Consider the following 18,084-nt stretch of genomic DNA (forward strand, 5'->3'; position numbering starts at 1 on the left):
CCGGGCCGGTGGCGGTCAGCCCAGGCGCAGATGGTGCAGCATCAGCAGCGCCGCGGCCATGTTCGCCGCCGGGACCTCCCCTCTCGCCACCATGTCGGGCACCAGCTTCAGCGGCACCCACTCCCGCCGGTCCGACTCGAAGTCGTCCGTGGGCAGTCCGGTGTACTCGCCTTCGTCGGACCAGTAGATGTGATGCCGCGCGTCGGTGAGGCCGTTGGACGGCTCCACCGTGAGCAGATGGCGGAGGGGGCCGGGGCGCCACCCCGTCTCCTCCTCCATCTCCCTCGCGGCCGCCGCCGCCACGTCCTCGCCGTCCTCGACGACACCGGCGGCCAGCTCCCATCCCCAGGTGTCGGTGATGAACCGGTGCCGCCAGAGCAGCAGCACCTCATTGGCCGCGTTGACGACGGTGGCCACGGCGACCGGCCGCATCCGGATCAGATAGTGGTCCAGGCGCCGGCCGTCGGGCAGTTCCACATCGGCCAGATTGACCCGGAACCAGGGATTGGCATAGACGGGCTTTTCGCTGAGATTGTTCCAACGCACGTAACTGCCACCTTCCGCTGTTGAGCAGGCAAGGTGACACGAGCCCGGTCACAGCGGAACGCGCAACACCTCGTCGATGAGATCGGCAGCCTCGTCCGTCGCGCGGCTCCCGGTAGCCGCCAGGTGCTCGCGCACCGCCCGCAGCCGGTCCCGCAGCCGTTGCGACTCCATGCCCCGAGCCTGCTCCGTCATCTGCGCGGCGTTGGCCACGGCCCGGTCCGCGTCGCCTTGACGCAGCTCGATATGAGTGAGCATGGCCAGCCGGTGGACCCGGCCGCGGTCGTGTGCGGGGGTGTCGACGGCGGCGTCCGCCTGTTCCCGGGCGGCCCGCAGGTCGCCGAGGCTGAGCAGCGCCTCCGCCACTTGTACGTTCACCAGACCCGGCTGGACATAGCCCGTCTCCGCCGGCTCCATGCCCGGACGGATCCGCTCCGCGGCCGCCTCCGCACGCCGGATGCACGACAGCGCGCCGGCGCCGTCGCCCAGCCGGGCGTAGGACTTGGCCTGCATCGCGTAGAGGTCCGCGGAGAGCGCCGGGGTGATCTGCGGGCCCGCGGCCCGCAGCGCCGCCTCCGCGAAGGCGACCGCCTGGCGGTATTCCCGTACGAAGAGGGACTGGTTGACCAGCAGCGCGATGACATACGCGCCGAGGCCGCGGTCCCCGCTGGCCTTGGCCAGCCGCAGCGCCTGATGGAAATAGCGCTGGGCCAGCCCGAGAGCGTCCGAGTCGTACGCGCAGATGCCGGCGACGGCGACCAGCCCCCCGGTGGCCCGGTGGAGCTGACGCCCCGTCGCATCGCTGTAGCTGCCCCGCAGCAGCGGCGCCGCCTCGGTGTTGAGGAATCCCACGATGCGCGCTCTGGTCGCGATACCACCCGCCTTCCGGTACATCTGCTCGTAGTGGGTCCGCGCGGCGCGCAGCATCTCGATGTCGGCCTTGCCGACCCGGGTCAGCCCGTCGCGCGAGACGTCGGAGTCCTCGGGCGGGTTCTCCCATTCCCACACCGGTATGACGGCCGAGGTGCCGGTGAGGGCGGGCGCCGCCAGGACGTGGGCCCGCTGCTGTTCGTCGGAGCGCCACAGGGCCGTGGCGCGCTCGACGAAGCCGGAGAGCGGGGTCCCCGAGGAGCCGTGCAGGCCCGGTCGGCTCAGACCGATGTCGTCGAGCCCGACCGGCCGGTGCAGCCGTTCGCCGAGGACCTCGCATATCAGGTCGGGTACTTGGCCGCGCGGCCGCTGGCCCTTCAGCCAACGGGCCACCGCGGTGTGCTCGTAGCGCAGGGCGAGGCCCCGGCGCCGCCCCAGCTGGTTGATACGCGCCGCGAGACCGGCGTGCGAGACACCGGCCTCGTCGAGGATCGCGTCGAGCAGGGTGTTGGGCTCCATGCCGGCCTCCCGGTCAGCCCGGCCCGCCCCGGCGGTCCGGCGGCTCATGGCCTCGTCGATTGCGCTACGCCGCGAATTCAGCGTAGTGAACCGCGCTTCACACGGGGTGTGAAGCGGGCGGGAGGTGCGGCGGTTGGGGCACCGGCCCGGCCGGGGCCCCCGACCGACCGTGACAGAGCATCAGCAGCGCCACATCGTCCGTCAGCCGCCCGCCGGAGTGCCGCAGCAGGGCCTCGCGCACATCCTCGACCACCCCCGCCGGCGGCCGGCCGCCCTCCCCCACGGCCCGGCGCAGCTCCCGCGTCAGCGGAAAGAACTCCCCCGCCGGGCCCCTGGTGTCGGTCGCGCCGTCGGTGTGCAGAAACAGCCCCTCGCCGGGCGCCAGCCGTCCGCAGCGGACCTCGGGCAGCTCGTCGGGCAGCGGGAAGAGCCCCAGCGGCGGCAGGGGTTCGGCGACCGCGGCCGGGCCGACCGCCGGGGCCGCCGCCCCGGAGCCGATCCGGTACGGCCACGGGTGCCCGCAGTTCAGCGCCGTCACCGCACCGTCCGCGGACACCTCCAGCAGCAGCAGCGTCACGAACTCCTCCGCGGCCGGGGCCGCCGCCGGCCCGGTGTGCGCCCACTCCCGCAGATGCCGCTGGTGGGCTCGCTCCAACCGGCGCAGCACACCGCTCAGTTCGGGCTCGTCGTGCGCCACCTCCCGAAAGCTGCCGAGCATCGCCGCGACGGTGCCGACGGCCGCCAGGCCGTGCCCTCGGACGTCCCCTATCACCGCACGTACACCGTGCGGAGTGCCCACCACCTCGTAGAGGTCCCCGCCGACCACGGCGCCCTCGCTCGCGGAGAGATGGGCGGCGGCCGGCACCATCGCGTCGATTCGGGGCGGGAGCGGGCGCAGCAGCACCCGCTGGGTGGCGGTGGCGACCTCGCGGGTGCGGGCCAGCTCCCGCAGCAGCCGCCGCCGTCGGCCGGCCGTCAGCCAGCTCGCGCAGATCACCACGAGGACCGCCCCGCAGGTCGTGGCCCGGGCGCCGAGTCCGACCGCGGGCTCCACGGCGCCGAAGGGCAGCAGCACCAGCAGCGCGCATCCCCCGCCGAGCAGCACACACTGGCGGCGGCCCGTTCCGGCGCAGGCGATGGCGGGCGTGGCCGCGAGCAGTTGCAGCAGTTGGCCGCTGGTCGGCCGGCACACCTCCCAGACCACCACGCCGACCACCCACAGTCCCGGCAGCACCAGAAGGAAGATCTGCCGGGCACGCGCCGCACCCGGGTGTGCGCCGGCGCTCGCCCTGGCCCGGATCATGCCGATGGCGATACCCCCTAGCTCGACCGCAATGATTCTTGCGACGTTGCGCGCGGGTACGGCGACGATGGATGCCATCTCACCCGATCGGGTGAGGACGGTGGGGCCGGAACGGCCCGAGGGCCGTGCGGCGACCGCACGGCCCTCGGGGATGTCGCGCCCTGGTGGGCTAGCCGCGCAGCAGCGCCCCGGTGCGCTCGACCGCCGCCGCAACCGCCGCGTCGCGGGCCGCCGAGGCTTCCTCGGCGGTCAGCGTGCGGTCCTCGGCGCGGAAACGCAGCGCATAGGCGAGGGACTTCTTGCCCGCGCCGAGCTGCTCGCCGGTGAAGACGTCGAACAGCCGCAGCGATTCGAGGAGTTCGCCGGCACCGTCACGCAGCGCGGTCTCGACGGCGGCCGCCGGGACGGCGTCGTCCACGATGAGCGCCACGTCCTGGGTCGCGACCGGGAAGGACGAGATCCGCGGGGCGCGCAGCGGGCCGGTGCCCGCCCGCTCCAGACGGTCCAGTTCGATCTCCATCGCGCAGGTGCGCTCCGGCAGCGCGAGCGTCTTGATGACGCGCGGGTGCAGCTCACCGGCGTTGCCGACGAGCACCTCCTCGCCGTCGACGAGCGCGAGCAGCGCCGCGCACCGGCCCGGGTGGAACGGGGCGTGCTGGTCCTGGCGGACGATCAGCTCGACGCCCGCCTCCCGTGCGACCGTGCGGCCCGCCTCGATGGCGTCCGCCCAGGTGGCCGGGTATCCGCTGCCCCACCAGCCGGCCTGCTCGCGGCCCCCGGCGAGCACCACGGCGGCGCGCCGCGGCTGCTGCGGCAGAGAGGCGTCGAGCGTGGCGATCTCGTCGTCGGTCGGCCGGCGGTCGACGACCAGCCGGGTGGCCGGCTTCTCGTCACCGGACGCCCGGAAGACCGGGCCGGTCTCGAAGAGCGCCAGATCGTGCGTGCCCCGGCCGTAGTTGCGGCGCAGCGCGTGCAGCAGGCCCGGGATCAGCGTCGTGCGGAGGTCGGGCTCCTCGTCGGAGAGCGGGTTGACGAGGGTGACCGCCGAGCGGCGCGGGTCGTCCGGCTCGATGCCGAGCTGGTCGAGGACGGCCGGGCCGGTGAACGGGTAGTTCAGCGCCTCGACGTAGCCCGCACCGGCCAGCGCGCGGCCGACCCTGCGGTACATCCGCTGACGCTCCGTCAGTCCTCGGCCGGCCGGGGGCAGCGGGAGCGTGGAGGGCAGGTTCTCGTAGCCCTCCAGCCGGATGACCTCTTCGGCCAGGTCGTTGGGGTCGCTGAGGTCCGGCCGCCAGGACGGCACGGTCACGACCAGTTCGTCCTTCCCGCCGGACTCGCGGCCACCGCCCAACGACGCGTTCCGCGCGGCGGTGTTCCCGTAGACATCGCAACCGACCTGCTGGAGGCGGCGGGTGACGGTCTCCCGGCCGTAGGTGACGCCGGCGACCTTGTCCGGGTGGTCGGCGGGGATGGTGATCGTGCGCGGTCCGCGGGGCGAGACGACCTCGGTGACGCCTTCCCCGGCGGTGCCGCCGCCGAGCAGGACCAGCAGGTCGACGGTGCGCTGTGCCGCGGCGGACGCGGCCTCCGGGTCGACACCGCGCTCGAAGCGCTTGGCCGCCTCCGAGGACAGCTTGTGCCGGCGGGCCGTGCGCGCGATGGAGATCGGGTCGAAGTGCGCCGCCTCCACCACCACGTCGGTGGTGCCGCGCAGCCGACCCGTCTCGGGGTCGGCGGCAGCGGCCGCGATCTCGGTGTGGGCGCCGCCCATGACACCGGCAAGCCCGATGGGACCCCGGTTGTCGATGATGACCAGGTCCCCGGCGTCCAGCACCCGCTTGGTGCCGTCCAAGGTGGTCAGCTGCTCGCCGGCGGTGGCCCGGCGGACGCCGATCGGACCGTCCACGGCGGCGCGGTCGTAGGCGTGCAGCGGCTGGCCGACCTCGAGCATCACGTAGTTGGTGATGTCGACGGCGAGCGAGACCGGGCGCATGCCGGCCTTCTGCAGGCGGCGCTGCAGCCAGAGTGGGGAGCGCGCCTCGGGCTCCAGGCCGGAGACCGTGCGCGCGGTGAAGCGGTCGCAGCCCATCGGGTCGGAGACCTTGACCGGGTAGCCGGAGCTGTTCGGCGGCGGCACGTCCAGGAGCGCCGGGTCGCGCAGCGGCAGGCCGTAGGCGGTGGCGGCCTCGCGGGCCACACCGCGCATCGACAGGCAGTAGCCGCGGTCCGGCGTGACGGCGATGTCCAGCACCTCGTCGACGAGCTCCAGCAGCTCGATGGCGTCGGTGCCCACCTCGTACTCGGGCGGCAGCACGATGATCCCGTGCGTGCCGTCGTCGCCCATGCCCAGCTCGTCGCCGGAGCAGATCATGCCGTGCGACTTCTTGCCGTACGTCTTGCGCGCGGCGATCTTGAAGTCGCCGGGCAGCACGGCGCCGGGGAGCACCACGACGACCTTGTCGCCGACCGCGAAGTTCCGCGCGCCGCAGACGATCTCCTGGGGCTCGCCGGTGCCGTTGGCGTCGCCGACGTCGACCGTGCAGAAGCGGATCGGCTTCTTGAAGCCCTCCAGCTCCTCGATGGTCAGGACCTGTCCGACGACCAGCGGGCCCTTGAGGCCCTCACCGAGGCGCTCGACGGTCTCGACCTCGAGGCCGACGGCGATGAGCTTGGCCTGTACGTCACGGCCGGACTCCGTCACCGGCAGGTCGACGTACTCCCGCAGCCAAGAAAGCGGGACCCGCATCAGATCTCCATCCCGAACGGCCGGGTGAACCGGACGTCGCCTTCGAACATGTCACGCATGTCTTCCACGTTGTGCCGGAACATCAGCATCCGGTCGATGCCGAACCCGAAGGCGAAACCGCTGTACTTCTCGGGGTCGACGCCGCAGGCGATGAGCACCTTGGGGTTGACCATGCCGCAGCCGCCGAGCTCGATCCAGCCTTCGCTGGAGCAGGTACGGCAGGGCCGGTCGGGGTTGCCCACGGACTCGCCACGGCAGACGTAGCAGACCATGTCCATCTCGGCGGACGGCTCGGTGAACGGGAAGTAGTTGGGCCGCAGCCGGGTCTTCATGTCCGGGCCGAACAGCGCCCGGACCATGTGGTCGAGGGTGCCCTTGAGGTCGGCCATGGTCAGGCCCTCGTCGACGGCCAGCAGCTCGATCTGGTGGAAGACCGGGGAGTGCGTGGCGTCCAGCTCGTCGGTGCGGTAGACCCGCCCCGGGCAGACGACGTACACCGGCGGCTCGCGGTCGACCAGCGTACGGGCCTGGACCGGCGAGGTGTGGGTGCGCAGCACGACGCCGGACCCGTCGCCCTGGGTGCCTCCCCCGGGCTCCGTCCGGGAGGTGCCCCCACCCTGGACGAAGAAGGTGTCCTGCATCTGGCGTGCCGGGTGGTCCGGCAGGAAGTTCAGGGCGTCGAAGTTGAACCACTCCGCCTCGACCTCGGGGCCCTCGGCCACCTCGTAGCCCATCGCGACGAAGACGTCCGCGACCCGCTCCATGAACGTGGTCAGCGGGTGGCGGGCGCCGGCCGGGACGCGGTCGTAGGGCAGCGTGACATCCACCGCCTCCTCGACGAGCACACGGGCGTCGCGCTCCGCCTCCAGCTCCTCCTGGCGGGCCTTGAGCGCCTGGTTCACGCGGCCGCGGGCCTGACCCACGCGCTTGCCGGCGTCCGCCTTGGCATGCGGGGGCAGCGCGCCGATCTCGCGGTTGGCGAGGGCGAGCGGCGAGCGGTCGCCGGCGTGCGCGGCCTTGACCTCACGCAGCTCCTCGAGATCCGACGCGGCGGCGATGGCGGACAGCGCCTCGTCCAGCCGTGCGGCGATCTCTTCCGGTTTCAGGGCTTCGACCTCGACAGGGTCGTACGACTTATTGGGTGCGGACATCTCTTCCCGTGCTTCCGGTGGACTGGCTCGGCTTGGCTCGCGTTGCCTCGGCTCGCCCGCGATGCTGGTGCGCCAAAGGTGCCGAAGGTCAAGTCTAAGGGGGACGGCCCACGCGACTGGCCCGAGCCCCTGGGGGCGCCCGCCGCGTCCGCCCACTAACTCATGAAGGCCGGGGTCGCGACGGGCAGGCTGAATCGGAACTGTGCGCCGCCGGCGGGCGCCCGGCCGACCGTGATCGTCCCGCCGTGCGCCTCGACGATGCCCTTGACGATATAGAGGCCCAGACCGGTGCCGCCGCGCTTGCTGCCCCGCCAGAAGCGGGTGAAGACGCGGCTCATCGATTCCTCGGGGATACCGGGGCCCTCGTCGCTCACGGTGACGGTCGTCCCCTCTGTGGTCGTCGCGTCCGTTGCCGGTCGGACCTCGATGGTGACCGTTCCCTCGCCGTGGCGCACCGCATTTTCCAGCAGGTTGCCCAGGACCTGGTCGACCTTGTCCGGGTCCGCCCACAGATCCGGCAGCGGCTGCAGCATCCGGATCAGAAAACGGTCGGGCCGCTGACCTGCGGTGGTCTGCGCCTGGACGTGCCGACGCACCGCGGCGATCATGTCGACCCGCTGCCGGCGCACCTCCAGTCGCCCCGAGTCGATCCGGGAGATGTCCAGCAGCTCGGCGATCAGGCGGGTGACCCGGTTGGCGTCGGCGTCCACCGTCTCCAGCATCAGCCGCTTCTGGTCGTCGGTGAAACGCTCCCACTTCTGCAGCAGGGTGGCGGTGAAGCCCTTCACGGAGGTCAGCGGCGAGCGCAGTTCATGGGCGACGGTGGCGATCAGCTCGGCGTGGCTCAGCTCCGTACGTCGCCGCGCCTCGGTGCCGCGCAGCGCGATCACGAGTCGTTCCACCGGGCCGGTCGGCCGGCCGCGGACGTAGCGTGCGGAGACCAGCACCTCGCGCCCGCCCAGCAGCAGATTGCGCTCGGGCTGGCCGCGGCGGATGGCGAGGCCGGTGTACGGGGCGGTGAGCTGCCACCAGGAGCGCCCCTCGATGTCCTGCAGCGGCAGGGCGCGCTCCAGGGGGCGGCCGAGGGCGTCGTGGGGGGCGATGTCGGTGATCCGGGCGGCCGCTGCGTTGAAGGCGACCACCCGGCCGGTGCCGTCGGCGACCACCAGGCCGTCGGGCAGGTCGTCCAGGTCGAATCCGGGTCCCGGGGCGGCGGCCGCAGCGGGCGACGGCCCGTGTCCGGGCCCGCCCGGCAGGCCGTCCTCGGCAGCGACGGTGCTGCCGGAAGTCCTCACACCCATCCCCAGTTCCCCCCTTGCGGGCCCCCGAGCACGCCACACTACTAGCTCGGATCGGATGTGCCAGGAGATCCGCCGGACACCCCTCAGGCGGGTGAAACGGCGCGGCACCCGCCCGCGGTGCGCTGGGCGCGGGCGGAGGCGTAGAGGCAGACCGCGGCGGCGGTGGCGAGATTGAGGCTCTCGGCCCTGCCGTGGATCGGGACCCGTACGACCGCGTCCGCCAGCGCCCGGGTCTCCTCCGGCAGCCCCCAGGCTTCGTTGCCGAAGACCCAGGCGGTGGGCCCGCCCATGGCGCCGGCGTCCAGCTCGGCGTCCAGGTCGCGGTCGCCCGCCCCGTCGGCGGCCAGGATCCGGACACCGGCGCCCTTGAGTCCGCCGACCACCCGCTCGACGGGGACACCGACCGCGACCGGAAGGTGGAAGAGCGAACCGACCGACGCCCGTACGGACTTGGGGTTGTAAAGGTCCACCGACGCGTCCGTCAGGACGACGGCGTCCGCGCCCGCGGCGTCGGCGCAGCGCAGGACCGTACCGGCGTTGCCGGGGTCACGGACGTTGGCGAGCACCGCGATCAGCTGGGGGCGGGCGGCGAGGATGTCCTCGAAGGGCGAGTCCAGGAACCGGCAGACGCCGAGCAGGCCCTGCGGGGTGACGGTCTGCGAGATGTCGGCGACGGTCCGGTCGTCGGCGTGGTGCACCGGCACTCCGGCCGCGCGGGCCGCCTCGACGATCTCGGCGTGCCGCTCGGCCGCCTCGACGGTGGCGAACAGCTCGATGAGCGTGGGTTCCCCGTCCGTCCGGTGCGCGATGGCCTCCCGTACGGCCTGCGGGCCCTCGGCGATGAACCGGCGCTCCTTGCCGCGGAAGGCACGGCGGGCCAGCCGCCGGGCGGCGGAGACACGCGGGGAACGCGGGGAGATCAGCTCGGGGGTGCCCATGGGCGGCGGCTCGCTTCTTTCGTTCGGTGCGTGGGGCCCGGGCGGGGGTGACCGCCGGGTCCGGAAATGCGGCGGACCCGCAGGCCGGGGCCTGCGGGTCCGCGTCGCAACGTCGTCAGGCCGGAGTTCAGGCAGCCTTCGGGGCGTTGACGTCGCTCGGAAGCGCCTTCTGGGCGACCTCGACGAGCGCGGCGAACGCGTTGGCGTCCGTCACCGCGAGGTCGGCCAGGATCTTGCGGTCCACCTCGACGTTGGCGGCCTTGAGACCCTGGATGAAGCGGTTGTACGTCATGCCGTTGGCGCGGGCAGCGGCGTTGATGCGCTGGATCCACAGCTGCCGGAAGTCGCCCTTGCGCTTCTTGCGGTCGTTGTAGTTGTAGACGAACGAGTGGGTGACCTGCTCCTTCGCCTTGCGGTAGAGGCGGGAGCGCTGACCGCGGTAGCCGCTGGCCTGCTCCAGGATCGCCCGGCGCTTCTTGTGGGCGTTGACTGCCCGCTTGACGCGTGCCACTTGTTAACTCCTTGTAGCGGGGCCGCGGTTGTCGTCACGCGGCCCGATTCGATTGGGTCCCGGTCGTGGTCCTGGCGCGCCCGCCGTCGGCGGGGCGCCCCGGACTCACTTGCCGAGAAGCTTCTTGATCTTCGCGGCGTCGCCCGGGGCCATCTCGGCGTTGCCGGTGAGGCGACGCGTCACACGGGACGACTTGTGCTCGAGCAGGTGGCGCTTGCCTGCGCGCTCGCGCAGCACCTTGCCGGAGCCAGTGATCTTGAAGCGCTTGCTGGCACCGCTGTGCGTCTTGTTCTTCGGCATGCGCCGTACTCTCCTCGTCAGTGGCGCCCCCACCGGCCGGGCCGGCAAGCGGGAGCGTCAAATGTTTCGGTTGGTGTCCGGGGCGGGTGCCCCGACGTGAATCCGGGGCTACGCCTCGGGGATCACGCCTGGGCGTGCTCCTCGGTGGGCTCCTCGGCGGGCTCCTCCACGGACTGGTCCGCGGGAACTCCACCCTGGCGCTCCGCCTTGCGGGCAGCCTGCGCCTCGCGGGCCTCGGCCATCGCCTCGGTCTTCTTCTTGTGCGGACCGAGGACCATGATCATGTTTCGGCCGTCCTGCTTCGGATTCGACTCGATGAAGCCGAGGTCCTCCACGTCGGACGCCAGCCGCTGCAGCAGTCGGAAGCCCAGCTCGGGGCGGGACTGCTCGCGACCACGGAACATGATCGTGATCTTGACCTTGTCACCCTGCTTGAGGAACCGAACGACGTGACCCTTCTTGGTGTCATAGTCGTGCGGGTCGATCTTCGGCCGGAGCTTCATCTCCTTGATGACCGTGTGCGCCTGGTTCTTGCGCGCCTCACGGGCCTTCATGGCCGACTCGTACTTGAACTTCCCGTAGTCCATGAGCTTGCAGACCGGCGGACGGGCGTTCGCCGCCACCTCGACCAGGTCGAGGTCGTACTCCTGCGCAAGCTCCAGGGCCTTGGCAAGCGGCACAATGCCGACCTGCTCGCCACTGGGACCGACGAGTCGCACCTCAGGGACGCGAATCCGGTCGTTGATGCGGGGCTCGGCGCTGATGGATCCTCCTCGGTAGCACCACGCGACGGCCTGGCGGACTGCCGCGTAACGTCTGTTTCGATGTGACCAACCGCGCCGGTACATGCAAAACGCCCCGGACGGGACACAGGCGGGGCTCCGGAATGGATCAGGAACACCGCCGCGAAGTCTCCGCGGGGCGCAGCCGGACCGAAGACCCGCCAACCCTGAGGTCGGTGCGGGTGGGAGATCGGAGCCTCCACTTGTGGGCCGGTCACATGCGTGTCCGGCCGGTCGTCACCCCAGAATACACGAGTCAAGAGGGAGTACCCACTCCTGTGCGAACGAGAGCCCGGCGGACGGGCGGGCGGACACTCCCGGCCGCAGGGTCCGGGGCGGCGGGCCATAGGCTGGAGGCGATCCCCTCAGCAGGAAGTGAAGCCCCAGGACATGAGTGACCAGACCCCGCAGCAGCCGGAGCGGCAGCCCGCCGCGGCGAACGCAGCCGAGCCCGTGAACCCCGGCTTCGAGGACATGACCCGTGACATCGCGGAGGTGCCGGCGGTCGAGGTGATCACCACGGTCGCGGTGCATCTGATGAGCTCGGCGGCGGTGAACCTCGGGCTGGCCGAGGACGGCGCGGCGCACAAGGACCTGGACGAGGCGCGCAAGCTCATCCAGGCGCTGGCCGGGCTGGTCACGGCCAGCGCCACCGAGATCGGCTCGTACCACGCGGCGCCGCTGCGGGACGGCCTGAAGTCGCTGCAGCTGGCCTTCCGTGAGGCCTCCGTCGTCCCGGACGAGCCGGGCCAGGGCCCCGGCGAGAAGTACACCGGGCCCGTCCACGGCTGATCCCCGGCCACCCGCGCGCACCGACGGGCCCCGGTCGTTCGACGACCGGGGCCCGTCGTCGTGTCTGCGGATGCGCTCAGACCCGCTCGCCGTGCCGGTTCTCACCGGCCTCTTCCTCGTCCGCGACGTTCCACGGCTCCTGGGGCGGGTGGGTGACCTGGTGCACCAGGGCCGCCAACGCGCCGCCGATCAGCGGGGCGACGATGAACAGCCAGAGCTGGGTGATGGCGCCGCCGCCCGCGAACAGCGCCGGGCCGATACTCCGGGCCGGGTTGACGGAGGTGCCGTCCAACGGGATGCCGATGAGGTGCACGGCGGCCAGCGCCAGACCGATCGACAGACCGCCGAAGCCGATCACGGCCACCTTGTGCGTGGACGCGAGCACGACGAAGACGAACAGGAAGGTCATCACGACCTCGGCGACGAACGCGCCTCCGAGGTTGAGGTGCACCGCCGAGCGGTCGCCCCAGCCGTTCGTGCCGAACGCGTTGTGCGTCTGCAGGCCCGGCACCTGCTTCGCGACCAGGAAGAGCAGGGCCGCGCCGACGATGCCGCCGAGGACCTGGGCGATCCAGTACGTCACCGCCCGACGAAGGGCGATGCGGCGGGTCAGCAGCATGCCGAGCGTCACGGCGGGATTGATGTGGCAGCCCGAGATCGGGCCGAGCGCGTAGGCCAGCGCCAGCATCGTGAAGCCGAAGGCCAGGGCGATGCCGAAGCTTCCGATGTACTCGCCCGCCAGCACGGTCGCGCCGACGGCGAAGAACACCAGGAGCAGCGTGCCGAGGAATTCGGATACGACTGTGCGGGTCTCCGTGGTCTCCATGAGCTCTCCTCGCGTGGATCTTGAGCTCATCCCATAGTGAGCCCGAGGAGGCGAACGCGCCCGTCGGCGAGGAGGTCAGCGGCGGTAGAGGGCGTCGTCGGCCCGCTCGCTTCCGGGCGGCAGGAGTGCCAGGTCAAGGCCCTTGACCAGACGGCCGCGCAGGACCTCGTCCGTGGCCAGTGCGCGCGCCAGGCGCTGGGCGACCTCGGCGGCGGGCGCGTCCGGGGCGAGGCTCAGGGCGAGGGTCGCGTCGGTCTCGTCGGAGGGCGCGAGGCGGGCGACGAGGACGGCCGGTTCGGCGGCCAGCAGGGTGCGCAGCGCGTCGGTGACGGCCGGGTCGGCCAGCGGGTCGGCGGTCTCCCGGCCCTCGGCCAGTGCCCGCAGGGCGGCGCCGGTCAGTTGGTACGTCACCGGGCCGGCGAGGTCGACGACGACCGTGTCGGCCTTCTCGTGGGCCGCGGCGAGCAGGGCCTGACGCATCGGCACCGCGACGGGACGGGCGTCCGGGCGCCAGCGCCGGAGGGTCTCCATGGCGGTGAAGGCGGGCAGGGCGCGGCGGCCGTCGGGGGCCTGGAGCGTGGGGACCGCCATGTCGCTGGTCTTCTCCCGGCGCAGGCCGTCGGGGCCCGTCTCCACCTCGCCGAGTACGGCGACCACCGGCACCAGGACACGGGCGCCGGCGAGGGCCGACAGGAGCCGGGGCTCGGCGGCACGGTCCCGGTCATAGGCGGCGAGGGCCGCGACGAGGGTCGGGTCGGCCGAGCCGTCGTCGTCGGAGAAGCCGGGGTCGGGGATGTTTTTCTGCACGTCGCGAGCGTAACGGGCGGCGTGCTCGGCACGGTGCCCGGTACGGCGGCGGGGCGGGAGCGGGGGGGGAGCGGCGGGGGCCGTGCCCCATGGATCCTCGTAGCGGACGGAAACTGTCCTAGAAGGGGATTAGCGTGCACACCACGTCGAGCACCCGCACCCAGGAGGCAGTCAGATGTCCGTCGAGCCGGTTCCCCAGGGCTATGCCACCGTGACGCCGTGGATCATCTCCCGTGACACGGTCCAGTTGATCGACTACATGAAGCGGGCCTTCGGGGCCCAGGAGCTGGCGTGCCTCGCGAACAAGGACGGCAGCATCGGGCATGCGGAGGTACGGATCGGCGACTCGGTGGTGATGATGTTCGACGCGCGGCCGGAGTGGCCGCCGACCCCGGGCTTCCTGCGCCTCTACGTCGAGGACGCCGACGCCGTGCACCGTCAGGCCGTCGCGGCCGGCGGCACCTCGGTCACCGAGGTCACCCACCTGGCCTTCGGTGATCGGGTCGGGCGGGTGCGCGATCCGCTGGGCAACCTGTACTGGATCCAGACCCGGGTGGAGGACGTGAGCCCGCAGGAGCTCGAACGGCGCCTGGGCGACCCGGAGTTCACCAGGGCGATGGAGTACCTCCAGGGTGCCGACTTCTTCCCGGACCGGGCCTCCGGTCTCGGCTGACGCCCCACCCTGCCTCGGAGGGGCCACCGGCCACCGGCTACCGGGGGCGGATGCGCCAGATGACGATGCCGGCCGCCAGCAGTGCGACGCCCAGGGCACCCGCCGTCCACGGGAGCCAGGCGGTGGGCTCGGTGGCGTCCGGGGCGGCGGCCGGACCGGAGCCGAAGTAACGCTCGGAATAGGCGGCGGGGCTGGGCTTCTGCGGCGTCGGCTTGAGGGCGGCGGCGCGTTCGAGGGCCGCCGCCGCGTCGACCAGCCCGGCACCGAAGTCGTCGTCGCGGCCGCCCTCGGGGGTCTCCTGGGCGGTGGCCGCGAGCAACTGCTTGATCTGGGCCGGGCTCAGGGCGGGGTGTTCGGCGCGGATCAGGGCGATGGCGCCGGAGACCAGGGCGGCGGCGGGGCTGGTGCCGTTGCCGTTGTAGTAGGCGCGGTCCGGGTTGGACATGATCACCTGGTCGCCGGGGGCGCAGACCGTGGCGTACCAGTGGCGGGTGGAGAACGCGGTGCGCTCGTGCTGCTGGTTGACGGCGGTGACCGCGATGACGCCCGGGTAGGCGGCGGGGTAGGAGACGTGGTCGCCCTTCTCGCCGCCGTTGCCCGCGGAGGCGACGACGGGGATGCCCTTGCCGAGGGCGTACTGGATGGCGGCGTCCTCGCGGGGCTCGGGGTGCGCGGTCTCGCTGTCGTCGCCCAGCGACATGTTGATCACGTCGGCGCCGTGGTCGGCGGCCCAGCGGATGCCGTCGGCGAGGGCGCCGGCCTTGTCGGTGCGGGCCCGCTCGCGCTGCGGGTCCTTGTCCTCCAGGATCACCCGGACCGGCAGGATCCGGGCCTCGGGAGCGATCCCCAGTACCCCGTCCTGACGCCCCGCGCCATGGCCGTGGCCTGCGATGACGCTGGCCATGCCGGTGCCGTGGTCGGCCCAGCTCCGGTCGCCCGGCCCGGCACCGAAGCCGACCAGGTCCTTCTCCGGCAGCACCTGGCCGGCGAGGTCGGGGTGATTGGCGTCCACGCCGGTATCCAGGATCGCGACGGTGACGCCCGCACCCTTGGTCGTACGCCAGGCCGTCTGGGCGTGCATCGCCTGCAGGGACCACTCCTGGGCGCGGACGGTGTCGGCGCGGGCGGGGGCGGCGGGCAGCACGGCCAGCGCGGTGGCCGCGAGAGCGGTGGCGGCGGCGCGCAGCGGGGTCGGGAGGCTCACGGCTCCTCCGTTTTCTGGCCGGGGATCCCGGCCGCCTTGCGGAAGGCGGCCTCGGTGCGGTCCGCCAGGTCCTTGGCGTCGTGGCCGAGACCGGACTCGGCGGGCGCGGTGGTGGCGCCGGGCCGGACCGCTGCTTCCGCGGGCTGCGGGTCGGTGACGGCGCGCCCGTCGGCGAAGCCGGAGACGGCGTAGACGACCACCGGGATGTCGGTCAGGATCCGGACGGTCCAACTGGCCCGTTGGGCGGGGCCGAAGCCGGCGGCCGGGGTGCCCTTGGCCGCGTACGGCAGGGGCATCATCCCGGCGCGGGCGGCCAGGTTCTTGGTGCTGAAGCGGGAGTTCATCGTCAGCATGCCGGACGCGTCGGCCTTGGCGGTCAGGGCGCCCACGGTGATGACGTCGGAGCGGGTGGCGTCGACGTAGGTGGCACGCAGCAGGCGGCGGCAGCCCACCGGGGCGAGCGTCCTGGCCAGTGCCGGGTCGAGCCCCTTGGCGCAGGTGCTGTCGGGGGCCACCGCGATCCGGGTCCAGCGCCGGTCGGAGCCGCCGGGGCCGACGCCCAGGCCGTCGACGGTGCGCGGGAAGAGGGTGTCGACGGGGGTGTTGTGCCACACCTCGCGGCCCTTGGCGAAGGCGGCCTCGGGGGTGGGGGGCGCCTGCGGCCCCTCGGTGAGCCAGCTGCCGGCCGCCGCGCCGGCGAGGAGACCGATACCCAGGACGAGGCAGGCGGCGATGACGAGGCGGCGCCGGCGGGAGCGGCGCGGCCGGCTCAGGGGCGCGGCCGGCGCGCCCTGGTACGGGCCGGCGGCCGGGTGCGGAAGGGGTGGCGGACCGTAGGGCGGGGCGGCCGGGCGGTTTCCGGGGGCGGCGGGGGGTGCTGCGGCCGGGCGCTCGGGGGCGGCGGAGGCGGCGGGCGCGGCGGTGTCGGCGCGATCGCGGCCGGTGTTCCAGAGCCCCTGGGCGTGGGCCAGGTGGAAGGCGGCGGTGTCGCGGAACGAGGCGGGCCGGCCGGGCGGGGACGCCGGAGCCGGAGCGGCGGGCGGGTGGCCGGGGCGGGGCGGCAGAGACGGGCCGGCGGCGGGCGGCGGGGTCGCCGGGTGCGGCGGGGCCGTGGGGGGTGCCGCCGGCGGGGGCATCGGCCCGGCGAGCCGGCGGACGGACGGCTCGGGCGGGGCGGCCGGCGGCGGGACGGCGGGGCCGGCCGGCACCGGGCGCAGGACGGTGGTCTGCGGGTCCTGCTCGGGAGCGGCGGGGGCAGGGGGCGCGGGGGGCCGGTGCGGGGGCTGCGGGGGTATGGGAGGCGTCTGCTGCGTGTCTGCGCAATCAGCGTCGGTACCCACCCGCGCTCCCCCTTGCGCTGCGACCCCGACCCCGATTCGCAATCGGGGCAGGGGGGTTCGTATCCGGACATCACGCGGCTGACCTGCCGGTTGCCGCGTGCCGATACTGTACGGGCTGCCGCCGTCACCGCTCCAACCCGTCTACCGGACTGTCGCGATCCCTCCCCCTACCCAGTGGTAGCCGCGTCTGGCAGGCTGCGGCCATGCCCCAGTACACGGCCGACGCGAATGGCGACAAAGCCCCTCCCCGCGCTCTCCACGCTGTTCGAGCAGGGGAGACCCCCTACGACCGGGCCACCGCGCACCTCGACGCCCCGCTGGCCGTCGTCGACCTGCCCGCCTTCGACGCCAACGCCGCCGATCTGGTGCGCCGTTCGCAGGGCAAGCCGATCCGGGTGGCGAGCAAGTCGGTGCGCTGCCGGGCCCTGTTGGAGCGGGTGCTGGCGCGGGACGGCTTCGCGGGGATCATGAGCTTCACGCTCGAGGAGTCGCTGTGGCTGGCGCGCTCGGGCTTCACCGACGTCCTGCTGGCGTACCCGTCGGCGGACCGGGCGGGGTTCGCCGAGCTGGCCGCCGACCCGAAGCTGGCGGCGGCGGTGACGGTGATGGTCGACGATCCGGCGCACCTGGATCTGATCGACGCCGCCCGGCCGGACCGGGGCGGCGGCGAGGAGATACGGGTCTGCCTGGAGCTGGACACCTCGTACCGGCTGATGGGCGGGAAGGTGCGGGTCGGTGCCCGGCGTTCGCCGCTGCGCGCGCCGGCTCAACTGGACGCGCTGGCAAGGGTGGTGACGCGCCGCCCCGGGTTCCGGTTGGTGGGGCTGATGGCGTACGAGGGGCATGTGGCGGGGGTGGGCGACGAGGTCGCCGGCAAGCCGGTGTTCTCCCGGGCGATCCGGGTGATGCAGGCGGCGGCCCGCAAGGAGCTGGCGCGGCGGCGCTGGGAGGCGGTGCGGGCGGTACGGGCGGTGGCGCCGCGGCTGGAGTTCGTCAACGGCGGCGGGACCGGCAGCGTGCAGCACACGGCGGCGGAGGCGGCGATCACGGAGATCGCGGCCGGGTCGGGGCTGTATGTGCCGCGGCTGTTCGACAACTTCCGTTCGTTCAGCGGGCGTCCGGCGGCGCTGTTCGCCCAGCCCGTGGTACGGCGCCCGGGGCCCGGCGTGGTGACGGTGCTGGGCGGTGGCTATCCGGCGTCGGGGGTGGCGGGCGCGGACCGGCTGCCGGAGCCGTATCTGCCCGCGGGGCTGCGCTACGACCCGCAGGAGGGCCCCGGCGAGGTGCAGACGCCGCTGCTGGGGGCGGCCGCGGACGGGCTGGCGGTCGGCGACAAGGTGTGGTTCCGGCATGCCAAGGCCGGTGAGCTGTGCGAGCGGTTCGCGCAGCTGCGGCTGGTCGACGGGGACCGGGTGGTGGACACGGTGCCGACGTACCGGGGAGAGGGCCGCACCTTTCTGTGAGGGCGCGACCCTCTC

At 73.2% G+C, this 18,084-nt stretch carries 17 protein-coding genes; 3 read left to right on the plus strand and 14 right to left on the minus strand.

Annotated elements, in window-relative coordinates; genetic code table 11:
• Positions 1-15 precede the first annotated feature (15 nt).
• From ACGFML_RS07990 to infC, 10 genes are all read right to left on the minus strand, one after another.
• Positions 16-546, minus strand: a complete 531-nt coding sequence (locus tag ACGFML_RS07990; protein ID WP_393541196.1) for an NUDIX domain-containing protein — start codon at positions 544-546, stop codon at positions 16-18.
• A gap of 48 nt (positions 547-594) precedes the next feature.
• On the minus strand, positions 595-1,932 hold the full coding sequence (locus ACGFML_RS07995) for a transcriptional regulator (protein WP_393541198.1): 1,338 nt from the start codon (positions 1,930-1,932) through the stop codon (positions 595-597).
• 97 nt (positions 1,933-2,029) lie between these two features.
• The gene (locus tag ACGFML_RS08000; RefSeq protein ID WP_393541676.1) at positions 2,030-3,235 is read right to left on the minus strand and encodes a PP2C family protein-serine/threonine phosphatase; all 1,206 of its coding nucleotides are present in this window, start codon (positions 3,233-3,235) and stop codon (positions 2,030-2,032) included.
• A 169-nt stretch (positions 3,236-3,404) separates the two neighbouring features.
• A complete protein-coding gene (pheT, locus tag ACGFML_RS08005) occupies positions 3,405-5,981 on the minus strand; it encodes a phenylalanine--tRNA ligase subunit beta (protein WP_393541200.1) in 2,577 nt (858 codons plus the stop codon).
• A complete protein-coding gene (gene pheS, locus ACGFML_RS08010) occupies positions 5,981-7,132 on the minus strand; it encodes a phenylalanine--tRNA ligase subunit alpha (RefSeq protein WP_393541202.1) in 1,152 nt (383 codons plus the stop codon). The genes pheT and pheS overlap by 1 nt, the downstream gene beginning before the upstream one ends.
• 155 nt (positions 7,133-7,287) lie before the next feature.
• Positions 7,288-8,433 (minus strand): ATP-binding protein, encoded by a 1,146-nt coding sequence (locus ACGFML_RS08015; RefSeq protein ID WP_393541204.1) that lies wholly within the window; start codon positions 8,431-8,433, stop codon positions 7,288-7,290.
• Between the two features lie 83 nt (positions 8,434-8,516).
• On the minus strand, positions 8,517-9,371 hold the full coding sequence (locus tag ACGFML_RS08020; protein WP_393541206.1) for a TrmH family RNA methyltransferase: 855 nt from the start codon (positions 9,369-9,371) through the stop codon (positions 8,517-8,519).
• 127 nt (positions 9,372-9,498) lie between these two features.
• Positions 9,499-9,882 (minus strand): 50S ribosomal protein L20, encoded by a 384-nt coding sequence (gene rplT / locus ACGFML_RS08025; RefSeq protein WP_393541208.1) that lies wholly within the window; start codon positions 9,880-9,882, stop codon positions 9,499-9,501.
• Between the two features lie 105 nt (positions 9,883-9,987).
• The gene (gene rpmI, locus ACGFML_RS08030; protein ID WP_006607578.1) at positions 9,988-10,182 is read right to left on the minus strand and encodes a 50S ribosomal protein L35; all 195 of its coding nucleotides are present in this window, start codon (positions 10,180-10,182) and stop codon (positions 9,988-9,990) included.
• Between the two features lie 122 nt (positions 10,183-10,304).
• Positions 10,305-11,030, minus strand: a complete 726-nt coding sequence (gene infC / locus ACGFML_RS08035; protein WP_393541210.1) for a translation initiation factor IF-3 — start codon at positions 11,028-11,030, stop codon at positions 10,305-10,307.
• 324 nt (positions 11,031-11,354) lie between these two features.
• Here infC and ACGFML_RS08040 point away from each other — a divergent pair, with 324 nt between their 5' ends.
• Positions 11,355-11,756, plus strand: coding sequence for a DUF1844 domain-containing protein (locus tag ACGFML_RS08040; RefSeq protein WP_393541212.1), 402 nt, complete (start codon positions 11,355-11,357; stop codon positions 11,754-11,756).
• Positions 11,757-11,832: 76 nt separating this feature from the next.
• Here the strand turns inward: ACGFML_RS08040 and ACGFML_RS08045 are convergent, their stop codons facing one another.
• The gene (locus tag ACGFML_RS08045; RefSeq protein ID WP_393541214.1) at positions 11,833-12,582 is read right to left on the minus strand and encodes an MIP family channel protein; all 750 of its coding nucleotides are present in this window, start codon (positions 12,580-12,582) and stop codon (positions 11,833-11,835) included.
• Positions 12,583-12,657: 75 nt separating this feature from the next.
• The gene (locus ACGFML_RS08050; RefSeq protein ID WP_393541216.1) at positions 12,658-13,389 is read right to left on the minus strand and encodes an SseB family protein; all 732 of its coding nucleotides are present in this window, start codon (positions 13,387-13,389) and stop codon (positions 12,658-12,660) included.
• Positions 13,390-13,564: 175 nt separating this feature from the next.
• Between ACGFML_RS08050 and ACGFML_RS08055 the strand changes: the two genes are divergently transcribed.
• On the plus strand, positions 13,565-14,062 hold the full coding sequence (locus ACGFML_RS08055) for a VOC family protein (protein WP_393541218.1): 498 nt from the start codon (positions 13,565-13,567) through the stop codon (positions 14,060-14,062).
• Positions 14,063-14,099: 37 nt separating this feature from the next.
• Here ACGFML_RS08055 and mycP read toward each other — a convergent pair whose 3' ends face one another.
• Both mycP and ACGFML_RS08065 read right to left on the minus strand, forming a co-directional pair.
• A complete protein-coding gene (mycP, locus tag ACGFML_RS08060; protein ID WP_393541220.1) occupies positions 14,100-15,266 on the minus strand; it encodes a type VII secretion-associated serine protease mycosin in 1,167 nt (388 codons plus the stop codon).
• The gene (locus ACGFML_RS08065) at positions 15,263-16,606 is read right to left on the minus strand and encodes a hypothetical protein (protein ID WP_393541222.1); all 1,344 of its coding nucleotides are present in this window, start codon (positions 16,604-16,606) and stop codon (positions 15,263-15,265) included. The genes mycP and ACGFML_RS08065 overlap by 4 nt, the downstream gene beginning before the upstream one ends.
• A 203-nt stretch (positions 16,607-16,809) precedes the next feature.
• On the opposite strand from ACGFML_RS08065, the gene ACGFML_RS08070 reads away from it, so the two are divergent.
• Positions 16,810-18,069, plus strand: coding sequence for an amino acid deaminase/aldolase (locus ACGFML_RS08070; RefSeq protein ID WP_393541224.1), 1,260 nt, complete (start codon positions 16,810-16,812; stop codon positions 18,067-18,069).
• The last annotated feature ends 15 nt before the right edge of the window (positions 18,070-18,084 follow it).

The sequence above is a fragment of the Streptomyces sp. NPDC048650 genome (genome assembly GCF_043199095.1).
GTDB lineage: Bacteria > Actinomycetota > Actinomycetes > Streptomycetales > Streptomycetaceae > Streptomyces.